At 41.3% G+C, this 25534-nt stretch carries 25 protein-coding genes; 12 read left to right on the top strand and 13 right to left on the bottom strand.

Going from position 1 to position 25534, the window contains the following annotated elements:
* Positions 1-180: 180 nt before the first annotated feature.
* A complete protein-coding gene (locus M1D52_RS14565; protein ID WP_013666552.1) occupies positions 181-1530 on the bottom strand; it encodes a Gfo/Idh/MocA family protein in 1350 nt (449 codons plus the stop codon).
* Positions 1531-1793: 263 nt separating this feature from the next.
* Between M1D52_RS14565 and M1D52_RS14560 the strand changes: the two genes are divergently transcribed.
* Together M1D52_RS14560 and M1D52_RS14555 are read left to right on the top strand one after the other, a co-directional pair.
* Complete coding sequence (locus M1D52_RS14560; RefSeq protein ID WP_013666553.1) at positions 1794-2915, top strand: phosphotransferase enzyme family protein; 1122 nt, start codon at positions 1794-1796, stop codon at positions 2913-2915.
* Between the two features lie 13 nt (positions 2916-2928).
* Positions 2929-3564: a carbohydrate-binding family 9-like protein gene (locus tag M1D52_RS14555; protein ID WP_437392870.1), complete on the top strand. Its 636-nt coding sequence runs from the start codon at positions 2929-2931 to the stop codon at positions 3562-3564.
* 12 nt (positions 3565-3576) lie between these two features.
* On the opposite strand, the gene rnhA is transcribed toward M1D52_RS14555, so the two are convergent.
* From rnhA to M1D52_RS14535, 4 genes are all read right to left on the bottom strand, one after another.
* Complete coding sequence (rnhA, locus tag M1D52_RS14550; RefSeq protein ID WP_130857826.1) at positions 3577-4041, bottom strand: ribonuclease HI; 465 nt, start codon at positions 4039-4041, stop codon at positions 3577-3579.
* Positions 4042-4072: 31 nt separating this feature from the next.
* Positions 4073-4516 (bottom strand): MarR family winged helix-turn-helix transcriptional regulator, encoded by a 444-nt coding sequence (locus tag M1D52_RS14545; RefSeq protein ID WP_013666556.1) that lies wholly within the window; start codon positions 4514-4516, stop codon positions 4073-4075.
* 101 nt (positions 4517-4617) lie between these two features.
* Positions 4618-5214, bottom strand: coding sequence for a hypothetical protein (locus M1D52_RS14540; protein WP_130857825.1), 597 nt, complete (start codon positions 5212-5214; stop codon positions 4618-4620).
* The gene (locus M1D52_RS14535; protein ID WP_013666558.1) at positions 5201-5698 is read right to left on the bottom strand and encodes an RNA polymerase sigma factor; all 498 of its coding nucleotides are present in this window, start codon (positions 5696-5698) and stop codon (positions 5201-5203) included. The genes M1D52_RS14540 and M1D52_RS14535 overlap by 14 nt, the downstream gene beginning before the upstream one ends.
* A gap of 176 nt (positions 5699-5874) precedes the next feature.
* On the opposite strand from M1D52_RS14535, the gene M1D52_RS14530 reads away from it, so the two are divergent.
* Both M1D52_RS14530 and M1D52_RS14525 read left to right on the top strand, forming a co-directional pair.
* Entirely contained in the window at positions 5875-7281 is a 1407-nt protein-coding gene (locus M1D52_RS14530; RefSeq protein ID WP_013666559.1) for a dicarboxylate/amino acid:cation symporter, read from the top strand.
* A 49-nt stretch (positions 7282-7330) separates the two neighbouring features.
* Complete coding sequence (locus M1D52_RS14525) at positions 7331-7834, top strand: hypothetical protein (protein ID WP_013666560.1); 504 nt, start codon at positions 7331-7333, stop codon at positions 7832-7834.
* Here M1D52_RS14525 and hutG read toward each other — a convergent pair.
* From hutG to M1D52_RS14500, 5 genes are read right to left on the bottom strand one after another with little or no spacing between them, the layout of a single operon-like run.
* On the bottom strand, positions 7831-8829 hold the full coding sequence (hutG, locus tag M1D52_RS14520) for a formimidoylglutamase (RefSeq protein WP_437392869.1): 999 nt from the start codon (positions 8827-8829) through the stop codon (positions 7831-7833). The genes M1D52_RS14525 and hutG overlap by 4 nt on opposite strands.
* Complete coding sequence (gene hutI, locus M1D52_RS14515) at positions 8807-10036, bottom strand: imidazolonepropionase (protein ID WP_437360445.1); 1230 nt, start codon at positions 10034-10036, stop codon at positions 8807-8809. The genes hutG and hutI overlap by 23 nt, the downstream gene beginning before the upstream one ends.
* Before the next feature lie 14 nt (positions 10037-10050).
* Positions 10051-11724, bottom strand: a complete 1674-nt coding sequence (gene hutU, locus M1D52_RS14510; RefSeq protein WP_437360447.1) for a urocanate hydratase — start codon at positions 11722-11724, stop codon at positions 10051-10053.
* Positions 11702-13264, bottom strand: a complete 1563-nt coding sequence (gene hutH / locus M1D52_RS14505; RefSeq protein WP_437392868.1) for a histidine ammonia-lyase — start codon at positions 13262-13264, stop codon at positions 11702-11704. Before hutH ends, hutU begins: the two co-directional genes overlap by 23 nt.
* 11 nt (positions 13265-13275) lie before the next feature.
* Entirely contained in the window at positions 13276-13767 is a 492-nt protein-coding gene (locus M1D52_RS14500) for a MarR family winged helix-turn-helix transcriptional regulator (RefSeq protein ID WP_437360451.1), read from the bottom strand.
* A gap of 437 nt (positions 13768-14204) precedes the next feature.
* Here M1D52_RS14500 and rplU point away from each other — a divergent pair, with 437 nt between their 5' ends.
* The 3 genes from rplU (at position 14205) to asnB (ending at position 16927) form a co-directional block, all read left to right on the top strand.
* Positions 14205-14516 (top strand): 50S ribosomal protein L21, encoded by a 312-nt coding sequence (rplU, locus tag M1D52_RS14495; protein WP_013666566.1) that lies wholly within the window; start codon positions 14205-14207, stop codon positions 14514-14516.
* Between the two features lie 46 nt (positions 14517-14562).
* Complete coding sequence (rpmA, locus tag M1D52_RS14490; protein WP_013666567.1) at positions 14563-14835, top strand: 50S ribosomal protein L27; 273 nt, start codon at positions 14563-14565, stop codon at positions 14833-14835.
* Between the two features lie 406 nt (positions 14836-15241).
* Entirely contained in the window at positions 15242-16927 is a 1686-nt protein-coding gene (gene asnB, locus M1D52_RS14485; protein WP_013666568.1) for an asparagine synthase B, read from the top strand.
* A 121-nt stretch (positions 16928-17048) separates the two neighbouring features.
* On the opposite strand, the gene M1D52_RS14480 is transcribed toward asnB, so the two are convergent.
* Positions 17049-18950, bottom strand: coding sequence for an AMP-dependent synthetase/ligase (locus M1D52_RS14480; protein WP_437360456.1), 1902 nt, complete (start codon positions 18948-18950; stop codon positions 17049-17051).
* Positions 18951-19077: 127 nt separating this feature from the next.
* Positions 19078-19584, bottom strand: a complete 507-nt coding sequence (locus tag M1D52_RS14475; RefSeq protein WP_437392867.1) for a hypothetical protein — start codon at positions 19582-19584, stop codon at positions 19078-19080.
* A gap of 135 nt (positions 19585-19719) precedes the next feature.
* Between M1D52_RS14475 and M1D52_RS14470 the strand changes: the two genes are divergently transcribed.
* Positions 19720-20586 (top strand): alpha/beta fold hydrolase, encoded by an 867-nt coding sequence (locus M1D52_RS14470; RefSeq protein WP_130857819.1) that lies wholly within the window; start codon positions 19720-19722, stop codon positions 20584-20586.
* On the opposite strand, the gene M1D52_RS14465 is transcribed toward M1D52_RS14470, so the two are convergent.
* Positions 20581-22068, bottom strand: a complete 1488-nt coding sequence (locus M1D52_RS14465) for an aminotransferase-like domain-containing protein (protein WP_437392866.1) — start codon at positions 22066-22068, stop codon at positions 20581-20583. The genes M1D52_RS14470 and M1D52_RS14465 overlap by 6 nt on opposite strands.
* 65 nt (positions 22069-22133) lie before the next feature.
* On the opposite strand from M1D52_RS14465, the gene M1D52_RS14460 reads away from it, so the two are divergent.
* The 4 genes from M1D52_RS14460 to bioB are packed head-to-tail and all read left to right on the top strand — an operon-like array spanning position 22134 to position 25532.
* Positions 22134-22757, top strand: coding sequence for a hypothetical protein (locus tag M1D52_RS14460; RefSeq protein ID WP_437360462.1), 624 nt, complete (start codon positions 22134-22136; stop codon positions 22755-22757).
* The gene (locus M1D52_RS14455) at positions 22729-23850 is read left to right on the top strand and encodes an aminotransferase class I/II-fold pyridoxal phosphate-dependent enzyme (RefSeq protein ID WP_437392865.1); all 1122 of its coding nucleotides are present in this window, start codon (positions 22729-22731) and stop codon (positions 23848-23850) included. The genes M1D52_RS14460 and M1D52_RS14455 overlap by 29 nt, the downstream gene beginning before the upstream one ends.
* Before the next feature lie 22 nt (positions 23851-23872).
* Positions 23873-24553: a dethiobiotin synthase gene (gene bioD / locus M1D52_RS14450; RefSeq protein ID WP_437360464.1), complete on the top strand. Its 681-nt coding sequence runs from the start codon at positions 23873-23875 to the stop codon at positions 24551-24553.
* Positions 24537-25532 (top strand): biotin synthase BioB, encoded by a 996-nt coding sequence (bioB, locus tag M1D52_RS14445; RefSeq protein WP_437392864.1) that lies wholly within the window; start codon positions 24537-24539, stop codon positions 25530-25532. The genes bioD and bioB overlap by 17 nt, the downstream gene beginning before the upstream one ends.
* The last annotated feature ends 2 nt before the right edge of the window (positions 25533-25534 follow it).

Below are 25534 nucleotides of genomic sequence, written 5' to 3'. Positions count from 1 at the left end.
TTTGGTTTGCTAAATTTTATCAAGAAATCTTCCCCTAGGGAATTTTGAATGCCTTTAAGAATTAACAAGTGATGAAAAAGGTTGAATAAGAAAAACGTTCCTTAATATAAACGCCCAACTGTAAATAAAAAAGCTGTGGAGTCCCCTCCACAGCTCAACCAATTATCCAAACACGATGGCTTAAAAGCCACTATCATCAAGAGCGAACACCACTTTGCGTTCTTTCCATTTTCCATTCGTAAAATCAGGTATTTCGACTGATTTGTTCCCTTCGGCTAAGGATAATGTCGATAATGGTGTAATAACACTCATGCTAACAGAATCGTAGACATCAATTGGTGTTTGTCTGTTTTGTTTTACCGACTCAATAAAAGCATTAAAAACAAACCAGTCCATTCCACCATGCCCCGCGCCGGCAGCATCATTTGCATATTTAGCCCATAAAGGGTGATCATATTTCTTTAACCACTCGTCGGCTGCATCCCACGCATGTCCCTTTGCCGATTTACCTTCGATGTATATGCCATTATTTAAATCCATCCACAAACCTTCCGTACCCTGAACCCTAAAACCAATTGAATAGGGGCGAGGTAAATGAACATCGTGCGATAATAACAGCGTCTCGCCATTGGCACAATTGATCAACGTTGTCGTTACATCCCCATTTTTATATTGAATTTTTGCATTAGGATGTCCGGGAGATGTTTTTTGTACGTAATTTGCTAACCCTCTTGCCTTGCTCGAAAAGGAAACCATATTGGTCATTCGATTTCCGTGGTTAATGTTGGCGTAGTGCATCAGAGGACCCAAGCCATGTGTTGGATAGAGATCCCCATCTTGATCAATGTTGAATTGTGTACGCCATTGCGCCTCACTCATTGCCTTGGCCCCATATTCCACACCTCCACCATAGGGTTGCTTGCCATTGTTAAAAAGGACCTCCCTTAAGTCATGCTGATAACCACCTTCTAAATGAATCAATTCACCAAAAAGGTTTTGCCTTACCATATTAAGAACCGCCATGACATCTCGTCGATAACAAACATTTTCCAAGGTCATATAAGGCTTTCCGGTCTGTTCCGACGTTTTTACAACTTCCCAATGGTCGTCAACAGTTAGGCCGGCAATAACCTCACAACCTACATAAAGCCCAGCCTTCATCGAGTCCACTGCCTGATCTTTATGAAATTGCCAAGGGGTGGCTATCACAACGGCATCTAATTTCTCTTTTTCAAGCAATTTTTTATAAGCATCCACGCCACCGGTATATTCTTTCGGCAATTTTTTATTTGCCTTTTGGAATTGCTTTCTGCAACTTGCCAGTGATTCTTCTTGAATGTCACAGATGGCAACTACATCGATATCCTCCCTTCTTAAGGCCAGGGCCACATGGTTTCTTCCTCGTAATCCAACGCCAATAAAGGCCAGGCGTATTTTTTTATTATTTTGAGCAAAAAGCGGAGTATCAGGTAGTATACTTGTTGCAGCCGCTGCAATGGAGCCTGACTTTATGAAATTTCTTCTATCCATTAGGTGTTCTTTTGATTATTAGGATATTGTTCGGCGTCTTCATAAATTAGAATGCGCTCTCTTGAACAAACATAGAAAAACATTTTTAATAAAATCCTATGCAACCGATTGCTCTATTTTCAAAAAAATTGCGCAATCGGTTGTGTTTTTAATTATGTATGAAGTTGTTTTTCATTTTCGCATATTGCATCAAATTATAGAGAAACTAGTTTTAAGACGATATTAATTTTCAACTTCAAGTTTTTATACACTTAATGATAGACATGCCAAACAACAAGGCCGCTGAATTTTTGCCTATTGTGAATTTTTTTGCGATTAAAGGTAAAGCCGTTGATATAGAACCTTTCGGTTCGGGCCATATTAACGATACTTATAGAATATGCACAGACTTGGAAGAGGGACCTAATTATATGCTACAGCGTATTAATAATCATGTTTTTAAAAACGTTGAACACCTGATGCAGAACATAGCGTTGGTATGTAATCATATCAAACATAAATTGATCGGACAAAACGAGAAAGATGCCGAGGGGAAAGTACTTACCCCTGTTCCTACAAAAAATGGCGATCTTTTTTTTAAAGATGAAAAGAATAACTACTGGCGTATATTTATTCTTATAGAAAACACGAAATCGTATGATATTGTAGAAACGATACAGCAAGCGAGAGAAGGCGGACGTGCATTTGGGAACTTTCAAGCAATGTTGTCTGATTTGAATCCGCTTGATGTTCATGAGGTTATACCGAATTTTCTAAATATAGCCAGCAGGTTAAGAGATTTTAGAGACGCTATTAATAAGAATATGGCTAGTAGGGTAGATGAAGTTCGATCAGAAATCGATTTTATACAGGAGCGGGAAAATAAGATGAATACCATTTTAAATATGGCAGCAAAATCCCAAATTCCGCTTAGAATTACCCATAATGATACTAAATTTAACAATGTGCTTTTGAATAAAGAGGACAAAGCACAATGCGTAATCGATTTGGACACCGTTATGCCCGGTTATGTAGCGTATGACTTTGGTGACGCGATCCGAACGATTATTAATTCAGCCGCGGAAGATGAGGCTGATCTTGATAGGATAAAACTGAACATTCCTTTGTTTGAAGCTTATACGAAGGGATATCTGGAAACAGCGCACCACTTTTTATATCCAATGGAAATTAAGTCTTTGGTGGATGGTGTGTTATTGCTTCCTTATATGCAGATGATCCGGTTTTTAACGGATTACCTTAACGGAGATACCTATTATAAAATAAGCCATCCTACACATAATTTGCAACGGACAAAGGCTCAGATGAGATTGGTAATTGAGATCGAAAAGCATGAAGAATTGTTGCGAGATCTTGTGAAAAGAGAGGCAAACGTTTACCTTAGCTAAATTAAAAACTGCCATGAGTCTAGAAGTTCCCTATATACCTTCATTGGATAGCACCGCTACAGGAAACGCCATTCGTTCCGTATTTTCAATGATAGAAGCACATGCCATTGCATCCCTAAACTGGAAAGAATATTACTATGTACCAAAGGTAAGCTTCAAAATTGCCTATACGGATGAAAGCATTTTATTATATTATGAAGTGTTCGAAAAACATATCCGTGCAGCCTACCTCCATAATAACGAACCGGTATATCGGGATAGCTGTGTCGAATTCTTTATTTCTTTTGATGGCAGTAATTATTATAATTTCGAATTCAATTGTATTGGCACGATGTTGTCGGCATACGGTAGTCAAATCATGGAAAAAAGACAACTGGCTTCTCAAGATCGCATTGGTAGTATTTATCGAGACACCAATATCCATGCAACACCTAATGGCGTGCAATGGGATCTAGTGGCGAATATTCCTTTTAGTGTTTTTAAGGAAGATAGCATTAACTCATTAAAGGCACGCGAATGCCTAGCGAATTTCTATAAATGTGGAGATGATCTGCCTATTCCGCATTTCTTGTCTTGGGCGCCCATTGATCATCCTAAGCCAAACTTTCATCTACCGGCCTTTTTTGGCAAGCTTCATTTCACATCCTAATCGATTAGAACATTAATCCGGCCCGTTTTCCATTTCGAAAACGCGGTCAATCTTAAGATTTTGTTTGTCTTTTCCTGCCTGCACCGCCAATTGATCACAGCGTTCGTTTTCGGGATGGCCGGCATGTCCTTTTACCCATACGAATTTGATTTGATGAAGTTTGTACACCTGTAGAAATCGTAACCACAAATCCATATTTTTTTTTCCCGCAAAGCCTTTTTTCAACCAGCCAAACACCCATTTTTTTTCAACAGCATCAATAACGTATTTTGAATCTGAATAAATGGTGACATGATGCCCCGGCTTCTTTAGTGCTTCTAGTCCAACAATAACCGCCAGCAATTCCATTCGGTTGTTCGTGGTCTTTCTAAATCCTTCAGATAATTCTTTATAGTATTGTCCGGCCCTGAGAATTACCCCATAACCTCCCGGTCCCGGATTTCCACTGGAAGCCCCATCCGTAAATATTTCAATCATTGAGGCAAAGATAAGGATAGAATCGGGGATATCATTCAGCTAAGTTCTTAAAAATAGTCGTTAATACTTGATTGCACAGGGCAAGTTGGTCAGGCGTAATATTCACCAGTGCCTCGTCCATGGTTTTTTCCGCTTGTTGCTTCGTTTTATTTTGAAGTATTTGTCCTTTGTGAGTAAGAAAAATACGGTTAACCCTCTTGTCAAATTTATCAGGAATACGAACTACTAGGTTGAGCTTCTCTAAATTGTCAATCAGTCGTGTTATACTTGGTTTATCCCGGAAAGATTGAGAAGCTAGTTCTTGTTGCGTTAAGCCATCAGCACGCCAAAGTACATCTAAAATGGCCCATTGCTCTATGGTAATTTGGAGACCGGCCTTTTTAAAGTTCTTTAGCAGGCGACGTGCTAAAGCAGTATAAGTAACGCCGGTTAGTAATTTTACGAGTTCGTCTTCGTTTAACGCTGTCTTATACATGTGCGTCCTTGTTTATCGCAATAAGCTTATCAAGATACGCAATTTACCGCTGTTTTGTTTGGCCGTCGGAAGAAATGGCGTTCAAACAAAAAAACAAAGAATTAATCCCTGAACTGCTCCTCTAGTTTTTTAAGCTTGTTGATCAGCTCTTCCAGCCGCTCACTTTCCTTTTTTATGTAAACTTTCATTAGCACAAAATAACATATCAAAAACCAGATAATGGTACCAATAACAAATAAGACGAGGGCAAAGGTTGATACGTAAAAAGACATTTCGATTAAGTATAGAGCCAATGCAATGGATAAACTAATGGTATAAATCGTGTAATTTCGGGTGTTCAATCGGTAACGGTGCTGTTTATACGCTTGCAAATAAGCGATATAGGCTTCCGGCTTGTTCAGTAAACTCTCGCTGCTGCTGATAGATCGATAATCCTTTATTTGGATTAACATATAGTATACTAAACAGGTAATGACAATGAACATTGATAGTAAAGTCGTCCACGTGTGGAACCGGAAAGAAATAAAAATATAGATTGTTATCAGAACGATGACCGCAATGCTAATAACATGGCTTAAAAGTTTAGCAGTATACTTGTTTTTCGTCTGTTTAACTGTATTTAGGATAGCATCGTAGCTAACACCATCATGTTCCTGCTGCACGTGCCAAAGCTGTTTTAATTCATTAAAATCTTTCATGGCGATTATATATTTCTGTTAGCTTGCTCTTAATCCGATGTATTTTTACCCGCAGATTTCCCTCCGAGATACCTGATATTTCGGCGATTTCCTGATAAGGCATTTCATCTAAAACCATTGTGATAATAATTCTCTCATTTTCTTCTAGTTGTGATATACACTTGTATAGTTGATTTACCTGCTCTTGCTTATCGGAAACATCATCGGCTTTGGTTTCGATAATCCGTTCGTTAATTTCGTCGGTGGCTTTTCGCTTTTCAACACGCAGATAGGATAAGCAGGTGTTTACGGCAATTCGATAAATCCAGGTTGATATTTGAGATTGGTTTCTAAATCTATCAAGATTTTGCCAAACCTTGATAAAGGTTTCTTGCATAAGATCATTTGCAGCCTCGCTATCTCCGGTATAACCATAACAGAGGTGATACACCTTTCTGTTATTTTTGTCAAAAATATCCTTAAATAGGGCCTCTTTTCGCGTCATTTTCTTAGCAACTAAGGTTTAGACTAATGGAATTAGTCCGTGTTACAATTTTTTGTCTTTTTTACCTTGGATTTTTTAGGCAATCATTTTTTATCGTTGGTAAAATTACATCTATTTATTGGAAGCTTAAGCTAAATGGTTATTTTTGTGGAATTGCGAACTGCTTAATGTATTATATGAAGTCAAAATCAGCCGTATTTTTTACCCTAATCACTGTAAGTATTGCCGCTTTATTATATGCTGTCGATTTTATTTTTAACGTAATTCCCCCTCAGGTATTGTTTTTTTTTAGATGGCTTGCTATAATCGGTTTAATACTATACGGATTTAGGAAGAGAACGCTAACGACATGGATTTTGATTTCATTGGTCATTGGCGCAAGTATCGGACATGATTGGCCGCAGGTAGGGATGGCTTTACAAGTGGCAAGTAAAGCATTTCTTAAGTTAATTAAAACCATTGTGTCGCCTTTGATCTTCGCAACTTTGGTTTATGGTATCGCAGGACACTCTGACATAAAGCAAGTTGGTCGGATGGGTTGGAAGTCCTTGTTGTATTTTGAGTTGGTTACCACCATCGCTTTGTTTATCGGCTTGGCTGCTATTAATATCAGTAAAGCGGGTATGGGAATTATTCCTCCCGCAAATCAGCATGAGGAGTTGCCGGATGTCAAGCCACAAACCGTAAACGATATTATTCTTCATATTTTTCCCGAAAATATTGCAAAATCAGTAGCGGAAGGTGAAGTATTGCAAGTGGTAATTTTCAGTGTGATTTTTGGTTTAGCCTTAATTATGGTACCCGAAAAAAAGAGGATGCCTATGGTAAATTTTACCGAAAGTTTATCAGAAGTCATGTTCAAATTCACCAATATTGTCATGTATTTTGCTCCCATCGGCGTGGGGGCGGCTATGGCCTATACGGTGGGGCACATGGGGCTTGGCGTTCTGGTCAACCTTTTTCAATTACTAGCCACGCTCTATGTTTCGCTTATCGCATTCATTTTGTTGGTATTACTGCCTATTGGTTTAATAATCGGTTTACCAATTAAACGCTTTATCAAAGCCGTTGGCGAACCGGTATCTATTGCCTTTGCTACTACCAGTTCAGAGGCGGCCTTGCCAAGGGCCATGGAAGCTATGGAAAGCATCGGTGTACCGCGTAAGATAGTGGCCTTTGTAATGCCTACGGGGTATAGTTTTAATCTAGATGGTACTACGTTATACCTTTCCTTGGCTAGCGTCTTCGTCGCCCAGGCTGCCGGGATTCATTTATCCTTTGGAGAACAATTGTTGATGGTTTTTACTTTGATGATCACCAGCAAAGGTGTTGCGGGTATTCCTCGCGCGTCTTTAGTGATTTTGATGGGAACGGCCGCCTCTTTTGGTTTACCTGTTTGGCCCATTTTTATTATTCTGGGCATCGATGAATTAATGGATATGGCCCGAACTTCAGTTAACGTGCTCGGAAATTGTTTAGCAGCTGTGGTAGTAGCTAAATGGGAAAACGAATTTAATCCGAATGCCGTAAATGAAGATATCATGGATACCAAAATCTCACCACACGACGAAATAAAGCCCTAGTCAATTTTATACATCAGGAACAAAACAATACTTTTAAAAACTATATACCATGAGTGAACGCTCTAAAAAAATCTTCCTTTATATCTGTATTATTGTGCCTTTTTTAGGTTATTGTATTTTCTATTATAGTAATATGATAAAAAACGCCCCGTTCCGATTTTCCGATTTTGAGTCTGTTGAATTCAATTATGGGACACCCGATCATATGCTAAACAAGTACAACTCCAAAACCCAAGAATATCAATATATGAATCGGAGGGATTCTTTAGTTAAGAGTACGCTGAAACTACGAAAAGATGATTTACTTTATTTACATCGAAAGGCAACGGAATATGGCTTTTGGAACTTTCCGGACGACATGACCAATAAAGCTGCAGGTGTGGATACCACCAAAAATGTGGTGCGATTTTTTCTGAAATTCAATTACAAAGAGAAAAGTAAGCAAATGCTTTTTGATTCTAATTTTGATGGGGACCCAAAACTTACTGAGGCCGCCAAAACTATGGTAAGCGAAGTGCGGCGTATCCTAACGGATGCAGAAGACAGAAATTAAATGTTGCTCAGTGTTTCTGTAGCTTGCATGAGAATCGAGGCTGCCAGCTTGGCTGTGCGATCATCTATATCGTATAGCGGATTTGTCTCTGCTATACCTATGCTTAATACTTTTTTGCTATTTACTATCTGTTGTACACAGGATGAAAAGACGAAGTCGGGGTATATCCCATTATAGGAAGTCGCACTCACCCCTGGAGCAAATGCAGAAGCAAACACATCCATGTCTATACTTAAATACAGGAAGTCGTTTTCCGCTATAAACGTGTTCAGCATTTCTTGTAGAAAACCATAATTCATATAATGAAAATCGGAAGCTTCTATATACCGGACTCCCAAACGCTCCGCTATATTGAATAGATGCACCGTATTACTCGTCTTCTGAATGCCTAATGCCAAGTAGTGGAATGGTTGGTTTTCGATCCGGTTGGTTTGTGCGATCTCCCAAAATCCGGTACCGGAGCTTACACCATTTTCGTCCGGTTCTCGGAGATCAAAATGTGCGTCGAAATTGATAATTCCGATAGATTTGGAAGGGTTGTTCACGAATTTTTGGATACCACGATAGTGTGGTTGAGCCAGCTCATGCCCCCCACCTAGAAGAATCGGAAAATTTCCGGATGCGAGAAGGGAGGTGACAGCGTCTGCTAAAAGATCTTGCGTAGTCTCCAGTGCCCCATTCTGGCATTTTATGTCACCAAAATCATATAAAGTGCGCATCGATGGTTGCAAAGGCAGGTTGCTAAGCGCCCTTCTTATATGTTCCGGGCCTTTAACGGCACCTTGTCGGCCTCGGTTCCTCCTTACCCCTTCGTCGCAAGCAAAACCTAACAGGGCGATACCATTTGGTGTCAAGGGTATTTCCTGCTTTAGCGATTGAAGTCTCACACATTGGTGCCATCTTAAATGATTAGGACCGAGACCATCTACGCGTCCATGCCACCAGTTGTGTTGCGGTTCGTCATACATTGCGTTATTGTAATATAAGTTTTCCATTTTTCCAAACTTTTGACGATTTCATACTTCCTTGATAATACAATATCTCCCGATAATCTGAGGTAGAATAAGCTTGCATATCGGCAAGCTGTTGATCAGCAATCCTGCCCCGGTTTAGTAAGTTCAGCGCATAAGCAGCGCGATAGGTAAGCCCCGCTAGGGTTTCTGCCATGGTCAGCTTTTCAAAGGTTCCTAAAATAGCCGCTTGTGTCAGTAATTGCCCCATAGGTGCCGAACCGGGATTCCAGTCGCTTGCGATGGCTAAACCTGCCCCCGCATCCAAAAGTTTGCGGGCAGGGCTAAAAGGAATCCCAAGTCCTAACGAGGCACCCGGTAAACAGACGGCAACAGTGTTCGACTGAGCAAGCAAACTTATTTCCTTTTCACCACTGTGCTCCAAGTGATCAGCTGATCGAGCCCCGAGCATAACGGCTATCGGTACCCCCCCGGGGGTGAATTGGTCCGCATGAATCGTAATCTCAAAACCTTTAGCTTTTACTTTCTTTAAGAACTCTTTTGCTTCCAAAGGGGAAAAGGCAGATTGCTCAATAAAAATATCGAAGCGCGCACTAAGTTTCTCTTGCTCAATGATTGGAAGGAGTTGCGTTACTATATTGTTGAGATATTCGTCCCGACTGCCATCAAAATCAAGGGGGAGGGTATGTGCTGCCAAACAGGTTGGTATTAAATCTACCGGAATAAGTTTATCTGCTTGCTTGATGGCCCTCAACATCTTCAGTTCGTTTTCATTATTCAGGCCGTATCCGCTTTTGACTTCCATGGTTGTTGTTCCACGGCTTAAAGCTTCCGTCGATCGCCGTACTATACCGTCAACCAGCACCTGCTCGGTAGATGATCGACAATGTTGGACGCTTTCCCATATACCACCTCCTGCCTGCGCTATCTCAAGGTAGCTTTTCCCTGCAACGCGCATGGCATAGTCGCGAGCCCTGTTGCCTGCATAGCAGATATGGGTGTGACAATCGACGAACCCCGGTATAAGCGTTAGCACTGAATCCGTTTCTTCTATCACTACATCGGGATAAGCGCGGCGAAGGTTGTTGAAAGTGTCAACAGCAACGATGTATTCGCCTTTAATTAGAACGCCTCCTTGTTCCAGAATTTGCAGTTGTTCATCCTTTAAGCTACCCTTAATTGGAAGACCTGCCATTGTTACGATTTGTGCGAAAGGACCTATGATTTTCATGAATATATTTTGTCTCACCAATTTTTCAAGTTAAACTTCCTATTGCACAATTCAGCTCGCTCATAGCCTGCGTCTACGTGCCTGAATATGCCCATTGCCGGATCGTTGAACAATACCCGTCTTAAACAAGCGTCAGCCCGATCCGTACCGTCCGCCAAAACAACCATACCGGCGTGCTGTGAGTAGCCCATTCCCACACCTCCTCCATGATGAAAGGAAACCCAGGTAGCCCCACCGGCGGTGTTGCTCATGAGGTTTAATAAAGGCCAATCAGACACGGCGTCCGATCCGTCGAGCATTGCCTCTGTCTCACGATTTGGCGACGCCACTGAACCACAGTCTAAATGGTCCCGGCCAATAACAATCGGCCCCTTTACTTTACCACTACGTACCAAGTCGTTAAACAGCAAGCCCGCTTTCTCGCGTTCACCCATTCCCAGCCAACAAATACGAGCAGGCAGACCTTGAAACTTTACTTTTTCACGGGCTTTCAACAACCAATTACGTAAACCTTTATTTGCAGGAAACGTTTTTATCAGGGCTTCGTCTGTGGTATAAATATCCTCCGGATCTCCCGATAGGGCAACCCACCTGAAAGGGCCTTTGCCTTCACAGAATAAAGGACGTATAAAAGCAGGTGTGAAGCCCGGGAAGTCGAACGCATTGGTGAGCCCGCCTTGTCTAGCAAATTCACGTAAATTATTTCCATAATCGAACGTGATCGCCCCCTTTGCCTTCAAGGCCAGCATAAGTCTTACATGTCTGACCATACTTTTAATTGACAACTCCTTGTAATGTGATGGGTTAGCCGTTCTTAATTTAAGTGCTTCTGAAAGTGAAAGGCTGTGAGGAATATAGCCATTGATGGGATCGTGGGCAGAGGTTTGATCGGTTAATATGTCCGGTATTATTCCGTGATCCAATAGTTGTTGGAGTAGATCTCCCGCGTCACTCACTAAGCCTACAGATAACGGTGTTTTGGATGATTGAGCCGCTCGGGTCCAATGAACCGCCTCCTCAAAAGAATCCGTCATTCGGTCTATATACCCGGTCTCGATCCTTTTCTTAATCCGAGAAGGATCTACATCAGCTCCTAGGAAAACAGCCCCCGCCATGGTGGCTGCTAAAGGTTGGGCTCCACCCATACCGCCAAGTCCTGCGCTTACTAATAATTTTCCCGATAGGTTGGCATTGAAATATTGCGCAGCACAGGAAACAAAGGTTTCGTAAGTGCCCTGTAGAATGCCCTGTGTACCTATGTAAATCCAACTACCCGCCGTCATTTGACCATACATCATTAGTCCCCGGCTCCGAAGTTCATTGAAATGGTCCCAGGTCGCCCAAGCAGGAACTAAATTGCTATTAGCAATTAAAACTCTTGGTGCTTCGGGATGTGTACGTACGACCCCAACAGGTTTGCCTGATTGAATAAGCAGCGAGTGATGTTCATCCAGCTCTAATAGAAGGGTAATTATTTGGCGAAGTGATTCTTTATTTCTGGCAGCTTGTCCAATGCCTCCATATACCACGAGTTCTTCAGGGTTTTCGGCTACTTCCGCGTCTAGATTATTTAACAACATGCGTAAGGCCGCCTCGGCTTGCCAATTTTTGGCATGCAGCTGATTTCCAACAGGGGCCTTGTAAAAGGGATGTTGTGCATATTTTTCAAGAAAGCTGGAACTGTTCATAGTCTTTATCATTTAGGTTTATTTGGTATTTTAATGCCACTTCGTTCGCTCGAGCAACAAACTTGCCACTGGCAATTAAGTTTTTTAAGTGTTGTATATCCGTTGAGAAGATCCGGTCTTCCTCCGCATAAGTAACCTGCGATCGCACGAAGCTATGACATGCTTCCAACACGGAGGTTGAGCGAATAGGATGCCTAAAATCCAAAGCTTGGGTAGCATATAACAGTTCGATGGCCAAGATGTATTCTAAATTCTCGATAACCTTATTTAGTTTTCTACCACTAATGGATCCCATTGAAACATGGTCTTCCTGTCCTAAAGAAGTGGGAATACTGTCGGCACTGGCGGGAAAGCACAAGCCTTTATTTTCGGAAACCAGGGCTGCGGTTGTGTACTGTGGAATCATGAAGCCTGAGTTCAGCCCGGCATCCTTTATCAATAACTTCGGCAGTCCATAACGGCCTTCGATAATCAGGTAACTTCTCCTATCCGAGATGTTCCCCAATTCCGCTGCTGCTACAGTAGCATAATCTAAGGGAATTGCTAAAGGCTGTCCGTGAAAATTTCCACCACTTATTGTATCCAACGAACCTAAAATTACCGGATTGTCTGTAACTGAATTTAATTCGATTTCTGTTAATTGTTTTAAGTGAAGCCAAGCAGTACGTGATGCCCCATGCACTTGAGGGATACAACGGAGCGAATAAGGATCCTGTATTCGGTCACAATTGACATGTGATTGAATAATTTCCGACTCCGCTAATAAAGCCCATATTCTACTTGCGACAAAGCGGTTGCCCGGAAAGGGCCTGAGCTCATGAAGACGCGGATCAAATGGTTTCGAAGAACCCATCAACCCTTCTAAAGACATAGCACCGATAAGATCAGCGGCATCTAAGGCATTGTGAAAACGCGCTAAGGCATGAACCGCATGGGCTGCAATAAATTGAGTGCCATTGATAAGTGCCAAACCTTCCTTTGGACCCAACTGGAGGGGTTCGATGTTTTCTTGCCTTAATACATCGCCTGTATCGCTCATGCGTCCCTTGTAGTAAACGTTACCTAAACCAATAAGTGGTAAGAATAGATGAGAAAGTGGCGCCAGATCACCGGAAGCGCCAACAGAACCCTGAGCGGGTACGCAAGGGAGTATATCTTTTTCGATGAACCAATGTATCCGTTCGATGGTCGACAACCTGATACCGGAATAGCCTAAACAAAGCGCATGTAATTTAATGATAAGCATGATCTTTGAAATTTCGGTAGATACGAACTCGCCAACACCTACAGCGTGGCTCATCAATAGATTGTGTTGCAGTTTGGCCGTGTCTGAGGCTGATATTAACGTGTCGCACAAAGGACCGAAACCGGTGTTAATGCCATACACTACTTTATTCTTATCGACGATTTCGTCTACATAGGAGCAGCTTTGCGTAATATTGGATATAGCCTCGTTTGTAAGAATACCTTTCAGATTGCCATTAGCCAGTGCTAACGCTTTTGCAACGGTTAGTTGATCAATTCCATACTTAAATACCATAAACATAAGATTTAATGTGCAAGTTGCATGTCAGCCAGTATGCATTCACCAAGCGGTTTCGCTTTCAACGCGTTTTCCAATTTGCTTAGGCGTTCAAGAAAGCCGGTAAGACTTTCCTCTTCGGCTTCAAATGCCGACATAACAGATTCGATGCTTTTCCAGACCGGTTTTATGTCGTCTAACATTTTCCGGCCGAGTTTGGTTAAAGCGACAACCTGTTTCCGCCCATCCTGTTTGTCACGTACGCTTTTTACCAACTTTTTCCGGCGAAGATTGTGGATCATCTGACTAACGGATGAATGCGAAATCTGTAGACGATTGGAGAGGTCAACCAACGAAATGTCTTCCGTTTTCGAAAGAATATAAAAGAAAGAAAACCAGCTTGTGTCAAAAGGAATTCCCAGCTGCTGATAAACGCTGTTTAATTCGCTGATATAATATTCACTCAATCTTCGTAAGCGGCTGCCAAATATGAGATAGCCAGGGGTTCGGTAAAAGTCCATAATTGATTTGTATAAGTACTTATACAATTATACAATATTGTATGATAAAAAGCAAGAGGAGAGAGGATAGGTAGTCGGGTTGTTGAATAGAGTTTTAGTGATGAATGTTGCCTGTCCGCCGATAGGCAGGAGTGATGAGCGATGAATAATTTTTTTTTGTGCGTGGCAAGTTGACAGGAAGCTTAAAGTGTTGAACATAGAATATAAGACATAGGACATAAGACATAGGTCTTGACACTTGCCTGCCTGCCGGTAGGCAGGTGTCTTGATACTTCATACTCGATACGGCTCGCAACCTACAACCAATAACCAACAACTAACAACTAACAACTAACAACTAGCAACTAATAACCAACAATCTCTTGCGAGTTTGAAATATAAAGCATATCTTTGCGCTTCAAAATTTAAAACAAATATTAATATCTAAACAATTAACAATGTACGCAATAGTAAATATAGCCGGACAGCAATTCAAGGTTGCAAAAGACCAGCATCTTTTTGTAAACCGTTTACAAGGGGATGAAGGCGCTAGTATTGAATTTGACAATGTATTGTTAGCAGAAGACGGTGGCAAGTTTACAATTGGAACTCCAAGTGTAGCTGGTGCTAAAGTTTCGGCTAAGATTTTGTCGCATTTAAAAGGAGATAAAGTGATTGTCTTCAAAAAGAAACGCCGTAAAGGATACAAGAAGAAAAATGGACACCGTCAGCAATTTACGAAAATCCAGATAACAGATATTACTCTTTAATTGATTTTTAAATAGACGGCTTGGCCGTCATAAATAAAGATAAGATATGGCTCATAAAAAAGGTGCGGGTAGTTCGAAGAACGGTCGCGAATCACATAGCAAAAGATTAGGTGTAAAGATTTTTGGCGGTCAAGCTGCGATCGCAGGAAATATTATTGTTCGTCAAAGAGGAACCAAACACCATCCGGATAAGAACGTAGGAATGGGTAAAGATCACACTTTATTTGCGTTAGTAGATGGTAAAGTTGTTTTTACCAAAAAAGCAAATAACAAATCTTACGTATCGGTAATTCCAGCTGAAGTTAAAGCAGAAGCTTAAGCCATTGCGCTTTTAGCTTTAAAATATACAAAGCCGCAGGTAAAATATACTTGCGGCTTTTTTTTGATCTGTCTGTTAAAGTGAAGCCTTCAAAAGGAGTCTTCCACTTTTGTAAAACTTTTGTTATTAACCGAAAAGACGGCAGGTCTAACCGCTTTTATACCTGCAAAATCTTAACTTATCCGTATTAAATGTACTTAAAACGATTTTATTAGTTGCTGAGCGACAGGTGTTTGTATCTTTGTTTTTGGATTTTTCCAGCTTGGTTTGTGTGTTTTTTCAATGAAATGTAATATATGTTGATAAAATTATCGAAAAAAGTATAAAATGTTGCAAATATTGAATAATTTTTCTTTAATTTGTAAACATTTATAATTGTTAATTTTAGCTATTAAAAAATAAATTTATGTGTGGAATTATTGGTGCATTTGACCTAAAAGTAAAGTCTCAGGACTTGCGTGCCCAAGTGTTGGAGATGTCGAAGAAGATTCGCCATCGGGGGCCTGATTGGTCAGGCATATTCAGCTCAGACAAAGCGATATTAGCCCATGAGCGATTAGCCATCGTAGATCCAAAATCAGGAACGCAGCCTTTGTATAGTGAAGACGGAACAGTTGTTCTTGCAGTTAATGGTGAAATCTATAATCACCGTTTACTTCGCGATCAGCTTCCAAATTACAATTTTTCCACAAATTCTGACTGTGAAGTTATCTTAGCGCTTTATAAAGAAAAGGGTGTTGATTTCTTAGAAGATCTAAATGGTATTTTTGCCTTTGCTTTGTATGATACAGAAAAAGACGTCTATTTGATAGCACGAGATCATATCGGTATCATCCCGTTTTATATGGGTTGGGATAAAAGCGGCAATTTCTACGTGTCTTCCGAGCTGAAGGCCTTAGAAGGTATTTGTAACCGCATACAGGAGTTTAAACCTGGTCATTATATTTACAGTGCGCAGGGACAAGAATTACAACGTTGGTATAGAAGGGATTGGGAAAGTTATGAAAGCGTTGCAAATAATGAATCGGATATCGCGGCGTTGCGAAAAGGATTGGAAGATGCCGTTCATCGGCAGATGATGTCCGACGTACCTTATGGCGTCTTATTGTCTGGCGGTTTAGATTCATCCATTATAGCGGCTATCACTAAAAAATTTGCGTCCAAGCGAATTGAGTCGGACGACAAGGAGAATGCCTGGTATCCTTCGTTGCATTCCTTTGCGGTGGGATTAAAAGGTTCTCCGGATCTAGCGGCTGCACAAAAAGCGGCTGAGCATATCGGTACAATTCATCACGAAATTCATTTTACTATACAAGAAGGCTTGGATGCCATAAGAGATGTTATCTATCATCTGGAAACTTATGATGTAACCACGATCAGGGCGTCTACTCCCATGTACTTATTGGCACGGGTGATCAAGTCAATGGGCATTAAAATGGTGTTAAGTGGAGAGGGATCTGACGAGCTTTTTGGAGGTTATTTGTATTTTCATAAAGCACCGAATGCAAAAGAATTTCACGAGGAAACAGTCCGTAAGTTAGGTAAACTTCATTTATACGATTGCCTTCGCGCCAATAAATCACTAGCGGCATGGGGAATTGAAGGACGTGTACCTTTCCTTGACAAAGAGTTTATGGACATTGCTATGCGCCTAAATCCAGCGGATAAAATGGCAGGAAATGGCAAGATGGAGAAATGGATATTGCGAAAAGCTTTCGAGGATTATTTGCCGGAAAGTATTGCATGGCGCCAAAAAGAGCAATTCTCTGATGGGGTGGGATATAGCTGGATTGATACGTTGAAAGAACAAGCAATGAATGCGGTGTCTGACGAAGAATTAGCGAATGCTAAATATCGTTTTCCAATAAACCCACCGATGTCTAAAGAAGAATATTTTTATAGAAGTATTTTCAGTGAGCATTTTCCTTCCGATTCGGCGGCCGCATGCGTGCCATCGGTGAAGTCGGTAGCTTGTAGTACGCCGGAGGCGTTGGCTTGGGATGCCTCATTCCAAAACTTGAACGATCCATCGGGTAGGGCGGTGTCAAGCGTACATAACGAAAGTTATGACAAAGAAAAGGCGGCTGTTTAACAGCTTATCGTAAGATTCATTTAAAAAAAAGTAGTAATAGGTGCCTATTACTACTTTTTTTTTAAATGAAAAGCCAATACTAACAAAAAATGAGGTGAAAATTTTCGTATCGATTAATAACTTAGCTCGTCTGATACAGCTCATTAATACTTTTTGCGTATATTTTTTCAATGACCTTTCGCTTAGCTTTCAGTGTTGGTGTAAGCTCACCGGCATCAATACTAAAAGGCTTCCTCTTTACTTTAAATGACCGAATACGCTCAAATTTGGCCAGTTCATTGGATAGTCTTTTGATATCCTGTTCTATCCAATCGATAATAGCAATATCTTCAATGAATGGATCCTCTTGATTAAAAAAACTTTCGCGAAGATTAAAGGTCTCTTTCAATAACTCTTGATTGGGAACAATGAGTGCGGTTAAATATTCCCTGTTGTCACCAATAAGAAAGATTTGCTCGATTCGTTTACTTTTCAGGTACGTATTCTCTACCGGGGTGGGATATACATTTTTTCCGTAGGCATTAACAATCATATTCTTGAGCCTATCAGTGATTTTTAAATTTCCTTTATAGAATTTTCCAATATCACCTGTATGGAACCATCCGTCGCTATCGATAACATGTTTGGTTTCTTCCGGTTTATTCCAATAACCTTTCATAATGCAATGACCACGAATAATGATTTCGCCTTCTTCGGTCTCAAGATTCGGATCAAAGCTAGCGTGACTTTGTACGGTATGTATCTTTAGGCTTTCAATGTCCTGAATGGCGATTTCTATTCCGGGCAGCACCCGTCCAACTGTTCCGTAAACTTGCCTGTGGAATTCCGTGACGGCTACCACCGGCGAGGTTTCGGTAAGACCATATCCCTCTAGAATCTTAATTCCTATGTTTCCGAAGAACTCGCCCACATTCTGGGGCAATGCACCTCCGCCGGAAATCATGAATTTTAGCCTTCCGCCTGTTTTTTCTTTTATTTTGTTAAAGACAAGCCGCTCGGCCAAATTATATTGTGTGGTTAAAATCGGTCCGGGCTTTTTGCCTAACTCTTTTTTTTCTCGATATTGCTTACCTGTACGCAATGCCCATTTAAAGATGGCTGCTTTAGCACCTCCGCTTTGGGTGCCATTTTTCATCGCTTTGTCATGTATTTTTTCCAAGAGCCTCGGTACGGCGCATATTACTGTCGGCTTTACTTCATACATGTTTTTGGCCAACAGATCAATGCTTTGGGCATACGCTATTTTTGCTCCAAGTGCTAGACACACGTGATAGGTAGCTGTACGTTCAAAGACATGAGATAAAGGAAGAAAAGAAAGAAATGTATCATGTTGGTCTACTTCCAAAATTTGATCCAAACAAGCCCTCACGTTATTAGTTAGGTTTGAGTGGGTGAGCATCACACCTTTAGGTGTGCCCGTGGTGCCGCTGGTATAAATCAAGGTGGAGATGTCCGACATTAAAATACCTTCTCTTGCACTCGCAATATCTTTTTCATAAGCTGTACGTAAAAGTGCTCCGTCGTGAAGGATCTTGGCGAAAGGCACTACGCCTGCTTGGAGCGTTAGGTTTTCGGTATACTTTTCGTAGCCATCGAATGTGGGTATAATGCGAATTAATGCCTCACAGTTGTTCGCAATCTTAAGTATCTTTCTCAGTAGAAAGGGTGTATTTACAATAATCGTACGCGCGCCGGAGTCATTCAAAATATATTCTGTGTCCGATTCGGGAAGCGTGGGGTATATCGATACGTTGACAACACCAATTTGTTGTAATCCTTGATCAAAATAGACATAGTCAGGGCCATTTTCAAGTAAGAGAGCCGCCCGATCGCCCTTTTTAAGACCGATAGAGAGTAAGTATGCTGATACCGCCTGAATATGATCAAGAGCTGTTCGATACGAGATTTCTTTCCACTGATTGTCTTCATGATGAATTAGAAAAGTCTGTGTGTCGGGATGAATATGCTCCACTACATTTCTGAGCAAGCCCGGAACCGTCATATCTTTAGTGATAGGATTCATTCTTCGGAATAATTGTGTCTAAATGTAACTTATCTAAGTTTATAACAAAACGCAAACATAGATAAAATGCTTGTCATTCACGCATAGGCAATGAAAAATTTGCTCAAAAGGGTAATATCGGGAACATTTATCGTTGCAGGGAGCAATCGGTTTTCTGATAAGAAATTGAAAAAGCAGACTTGTCGTCGGTGAATTGCCTTCCTGTTTGCTGGTTTACACTAAATGGCTTCTGTTTAAGTTGTTCACCCTTCAAAAGAAATACCGTACGCAGCGTGTCCTTTATTCCTTCTTGTGCAAAGTGCCAGACCACATCTACGGTGTCTCCACGTTTTATACCGGTGAGGGTGCCCGTTCTACTGTCTTTTTCAAAAGGAATCCAACTGTATTTTCCGGTTACCCTATTACCTAAAATGGACAGATTGATAAACGTTGAGTCTTTTGAGGATGTCCCTTTTAACCGGAAGAAACATAGTTCTGTCGGTCTATGACTTGTATCTACAACCGTTGTTTCGCTCCGAAAACTGCTGTCGGCCCAATTAGCATGTTTTTTTCCTTCAGGTGCCTGGTTACATGCCGTTAAAAAGATGCTTACTGAAATGATGCCTAAGCCCAGTTGCGTAATTAATGTTTTCATATATTGATTTTACTGAATTCTAAAAATAAAGATATAAAATGCCTTTGATATCTTACTGCTGTAATGCGCCTTTTGTTTGACACAGATATTACATACGCTAACCGTTAAAGTTTATCTTTGTTTAATAAACACACTATGAGGAAGGTTAAACAGATGACCTCGGAAATACAAGCATTGGTGAAAGAGCAAGTATTTGATGCAGTTTGTCAATATATGTTTGATTACTTGTTTTATTCTCCGAAATTTCCCTTACGTTCAAGTCAGCAGGAGCTATTGGCACGTTCCAGACAAATCGAGTTTTCGGTTTTCGATTCCTATTTTGATCATCAGGAGCTTTTGGTTAATGCATTTGCTTGGGGAAATGGTGATCAACTTGTACTACTAACGCATGGTTGGGCTTCTAAAGCAGCTGATTTCTATTATCTAATTGAACGTCTTTTGTCCAGTTCACGCTTTACAGTAATCGCATTTGATGCTCCTGGTAATGGTTCTTCGCAAGGAAGGTTGACTAATCTCTTATTATATGTTGAAAGTATTCGAAAAATAACCAGGCATTTTGGTATCCCAAGCGTTTTAATTGGTCACTCTCTAGGTGCAATGGCCAATATCATCGCTTACAAAGATTTCGTCGTAAAACCAACATTGTTGGTCAGCCTAGCTCCGTTAATTGATCTCGAAAGCTACTTTATCACCCAAATGACAACAGCTAATGTGCCAATTGATGTGCAGCGACAATTTTTCCGCGATTTTAAAAAGTCGTTTGATATTGAGGTTAGTTATTTCAACCTGAATAACCTTTACAATTACGCCTGTGAAAACCACTTGCTTTTTTACGATCGTCTTGACGAAATCTCACCATTTAGCTTTATGCAGGGATTTCTGCAAAAACATGGCGATATCAAACATAAAGCCTATGATGGGACCGGTCACCATCATATGGTTAAGAGCGAAGCCCTAATTAACGAACTGCTTGAACAAATGAACAGACTTTTGTTATCATAGCGATTCCGTCACCGACTGCTTTAGTATGTGAACTGCTTCTGTGAGCTCATTCGTGTTGAGGTCTCCAAAGCCTAATCGCATAGCCGTTGTCAATTCATTTTGGTAAAGTAAGGTTTGCGGCAAATGAAGGCCGTATTTTGCACAGTTTTTGCTAATTCGCATCAGATTCAATTCTTTTTTCCACAAAGACCATAATGCTAATCCCCCTGGTGGAGATTTGAAGGAGGTGTAATCACTCAGTTCATTCTTTAATAAGGTAGACAGATGGGTACAACGCTGTTCGTAAACTTTAATCGCTTTTTTTAGGTGCCTATGAATTTCTCCTTCCGTTAATAACTCGCCCAGTGCTTGTTCCATTAACATATCGCTTTGTCTGTCAACGATTCGTCTGAAACGTCCGATTTCTTCTATCAGGTTTTGCGGGGCAATGATGTAACCGGTTCGCAAACCCGGTGCGAGCGTTTTGCAAAACGAGCCGATATATACAACCATGCCTTGACTGTCAGCACTGGCGAGGGGTAATACCGGACTGCTCGTATAATGAAAATCGTAATCGTAATCGTCTTCAAGAATGATAAAGCCATATTTACTCGCCAAATTGAGCAATTCGATTCGTCGTTCAGCACTTAACGTAACCGTAGTCGGATAATGATGGTGTGGTGTTATATATACCATCCGTATAGTTTCTTTTTCACAAAGCGCTCGGATGGCTTCTACAGAGATACCCTCCTTGTCTACCGGCACAGCATGTAGTTTTGCACCAGCCTGTTGGAAAATCATATTGGCGATATAATAGCTGAGGTTTCCTACAACAACCCGCTCACCGGTATTAATGAGGACGCTGGATGCCAAATAAATGCCCATGTGTATACCGCGTGTCGTCAATATATTCTCTTTTTTTATGGGAAGGCCGCGTGAATTGTTCAGATAGTATGCCAAACTATCGCGATAATATTCGTTGCCTTCCAAATGAGAATACCCTAAATGTCTTACACTCGTTTTTCTTCTTAGTACACCTCCGTGAATTTTCGCCAAACGATCTAAAGGAGCTATTCGCGTATCAGGTAGACCATCACTGAAGGCTAAGTGGCAAGTCGATAATGCGATCGGTCGATCCAACAGGATGCGCTGTTTAAACGAGAAGCCGGTTTTTTTTGGATAGCTGGCTAAATAATCACTGTCATATTTTATAGGATCAGGCAAGTCGTTGTTAAGACGGTTTCGAATAAAGGTGCCTTTATTCGGAATGCTCTGCGTCCAACCTTGCGTATACAGTTCGTCATAAGCTGCAATAACCGTTTTTCTATGCACACCAAGATCTTCGCTAAGCGCCCGACTTCCAGGTAGTTGTGTGTCGGTAATTAAAACGCCGCGTTGAATAGCATTGATAAGTTGCCGTGCAATCTGTAGGTATATGGGTGTATTGCCTTGCTTGCTCAACACAATAAGACTTTTAAAAGGAATTTTAACCGGACTACTCATGAAGTTAAAACTGGACTATATGTATCGTCCGGCAAGATACTACTTTTGGCTAAAATTCAATAGCAATGAAAGATTTATTATACGATATCGTAGCAGACGATTGCGCTCATGCCAAATTTCTAAACACGTTATCGCTAATGGAAAACAGTGGCGCCTGCAAAATATCAGCAATTAAGGACAACGCGTTACTCAATTTAACCCTACTCAAACATGCAGCCGAAGAGCATAGGCACGCTTATCATCTAAAAAGGCAGAGTCGTAAGTTAGGGACTTATTGCAATACTTATCAGACACATGAACTGTTGGCGCCCATAGTGAGCAAACAATATCTTGACAGGCTAAATTTAGACGTATATCGATACTTTAAGGACGTCTTAGTAGTTTCTCCTGATCGTTTACGCTTTTATGCCTACCTAATGGTGACTTACATCATTGAGTTACGGGCGGATGAGTTGTACCCACTCTATCAGGAAGTGCTCCTGCGTCATGGAAGCAAAGTTAATGTCAAGGCGATTATACAGGAAGAAAAGGGGCATTTAGAAGAAATGGTCAACCAGCTTACCGAATACGATGGAGAATGGCGACAACATGCATCTTACCTCATCATAAAGGAGCGGCGTATTTTTTCAGATTGGATCAACCGGATAAAGCAAGATTTGTATGAAAGCGATGGATCTGTACATGCTTAAAGCTTTATCGAAAAGGAAGGACGAAGGTTGTCTCCGGCAACTAAGGGTTCCCAATGGTTTGATTGACTTTTGCTCCAATGATTATTTTGGCTGGTCGAGATCGCTGGCTAATAGAGCGTTTGTCGACTGCTTACAATGCGATGGATCATTTATTATAGGATCCACCGGCTCACGCCTAATCTCCGGTAATAGTTTGCTGGCAGAAGAGGTAGAGGGCCAGATTGCCCGGTTTCATCAAGCAGAATCGGCTCTTCTCTTAAACACAGGCTACTTGGCTAATCTAGGACTTATATCAGCGCTCGCTAAACGAGGCGACTTCATTGTTAGAGATGAATGTGTACATGCATCTGCTGTTGATGGTTGTCGTCTCAGTTTGGCAACCACCCTTCATTTCAAGCACAACCAGATAAGCGATCTACGCAGGAAGTTGGAAAAATATCGCAGTGGAAAGTGTTTTGTGTTAATGGAGAGCCTTTACTCCATGAACGGCGACTTTGCACCTCTTAGCGATTTAATTGACGTATGTGATCGGTACAATGCGTTGCTGATCGTTGACGAAGCGCATGCAATTGGTGTATTTGGAGGCGGATTGATACAATTGCTGGGATTGGAAGAACGTGTTTTTGCACGCGTCGTTACGTTCGGGAAAGCACTGGGAGTACAGGGAGCTGCTATTTTGGGAAGCAAGATATTGCAGGACTATCTTATTAATTACTGCCGTCCCTTCATTTATAGTACGGCCGCATCCTATTGGCAATTATTAGCCGTGCGACTAGCTTATCAGCGTTTGGCGAGGGCAGAATGCGATCAAGCTTTACTTCAAGCAAAATGCTTGCTTTTTAACCAAGCATTGGGAAGGGAAGTGCGAGGCCCTTTTCTCAGTCCAATACAAATTATCTATGGTAAAAGTAACCAGGAAGTAGAGCAATGGAGCGAAATACTGCAGCATCATGGTTTCGATGTTTCTGCAATAAAAAGCCCTACCGTGAAACCAGGCCGCGAATGCTTACGGGTTTGCCTCCACAGTTATAATAAAGATGAGGATATCATACGCCTTGTCTTCCGTCTGAAACAGCTAATTAAAAATGAATAACGGCATTTAATGCGGTTAAAGTATGGTATACACAATAACCTATTTTAAGAAAATGAATGAAAAAAATATCTTCATCACGGGAATCGGCACCGGGGTGGGAAAAACGATTGTCTCAGCGGTATTGGCATCTTATTGGAAAGCCGACTATTGGAAGCCAATTCAGTGCGGAGACTTAGACAATACAGACAGTGAACGAGTCAAGCATTTGGTAAATGCGGAATCGACACACATTCATCAAGAGCGATTTCGGCTGCAATTGGCGGCTTCGCCACATGAGGCGGCTGCTGCGGAGAACATTGCTATTCACCCAGATGATTTTCAACCACCTTTTACTGCCAATCGGTTGATTATTGAAGGGGCAGGTGGCTTGCTCGTGCCTTTATCAGGTGATTTCTTTATGATTGATTTAATAAAGCAACTTGGTGCAACAGCCATATTGGTGATAAGAGACTACTTGGGCTGCATTAACCACAGTCTTCTTTCCTATGAAGTTTTACGTAGAAAAGAAGTTCGTATAAGGGCGCTGGTATTTAATGGCAATATGAATAAAGCTTCCCAAGAGGCGATAGAGAGTCACGTTTCCGAGGAGATTCCTATCATCCATGTTCCTGAATTGAGTTCAATAAATAACGAAGCGATCCGTTACAGTAGCTTACACTTATCGATAAATAGTAAAATAAAAAAAAATGAATCAGCAAAATAAAATTCGCAACGATTGGTCGATCGAAGAAGTACGCCGTATCTACCATATGAGTTTGTTGACTTTAACTTACGAGGCGGCACACATTCATCGCCAGTGGCATGATCCGTCTACAGTTCAGGTTTGCACCTTACTATCAATAAAAACAGGAGGGTGCCCGGAAGATTGTGCATATTGCGGACAGGCCGCCAGGTACCACACCAATATTAAGGTTAAACCATTAATGGACGTAGGCGAAGTGATAGCTTGTGCTAAAAGGGCAAAAGAGTCTGGATCAACACGCTTCTGTATGGCGGCGGCATGGCGTGAAGTACGGGATAACCGTGATTTTGATAACGTATTGGAAATGGTTAAAGGTGTGTACGCCTTAGGGCTGGAAGTCTGCTGTACCTTGGGGATGCTAACGGCTGATCAAGCAAAACGCTTGCGGGAAGCTGGCTTGTCGGCTTATAATCACAACCTCGATTCTTCAGAAAATTATTATCAGGAGATCATAAGCACGCGTAATTTTAACGACCGATTGAATACCTTGGAGTATGTCAGACGAGCTGGCATATCGGTCTGTTGTGGTGGAATTATTGGTCTAGGAGAATCAGCAGAGGATCGGATCGCCATGCTTCACAAACTGGCCACTATGCCGAGCCATCCAGAATCTGTGCCGATTAATGCCTTAGCTCGCGTCAGTGGTACGCCATTGGCAGATTTGCCAAAGGTGCAGATATGGGAAATGGTACGAATGATTGGAACAGCTCGTATTTTAATGCCAAAAGCGATGGTACGGCTCAGTGCAGGTCGATCCGAAATGTCTACAATCGAACAAGCCTGGTGCTTTCTGGCAGGTGCTAATTCTATTTTTACAAGTGAAAGTGAGGAATTGTTAGTAACACCGAACCCGAAGCTGACGGAGGATAGAGCAATGTTTGAGTTGCTGGGGCTTCATCCATTCTCCTTAAAAGAAAATCAAAAATTAGATTTAGGTTAGCT

Source organism: Olivibacter sp. SA151 (assembly GCF_054130995.1).
Note: the sequence above shows the minus strand (reverse complement) of the source record. Positions and strands in the feature narration are given on the sequence as shown.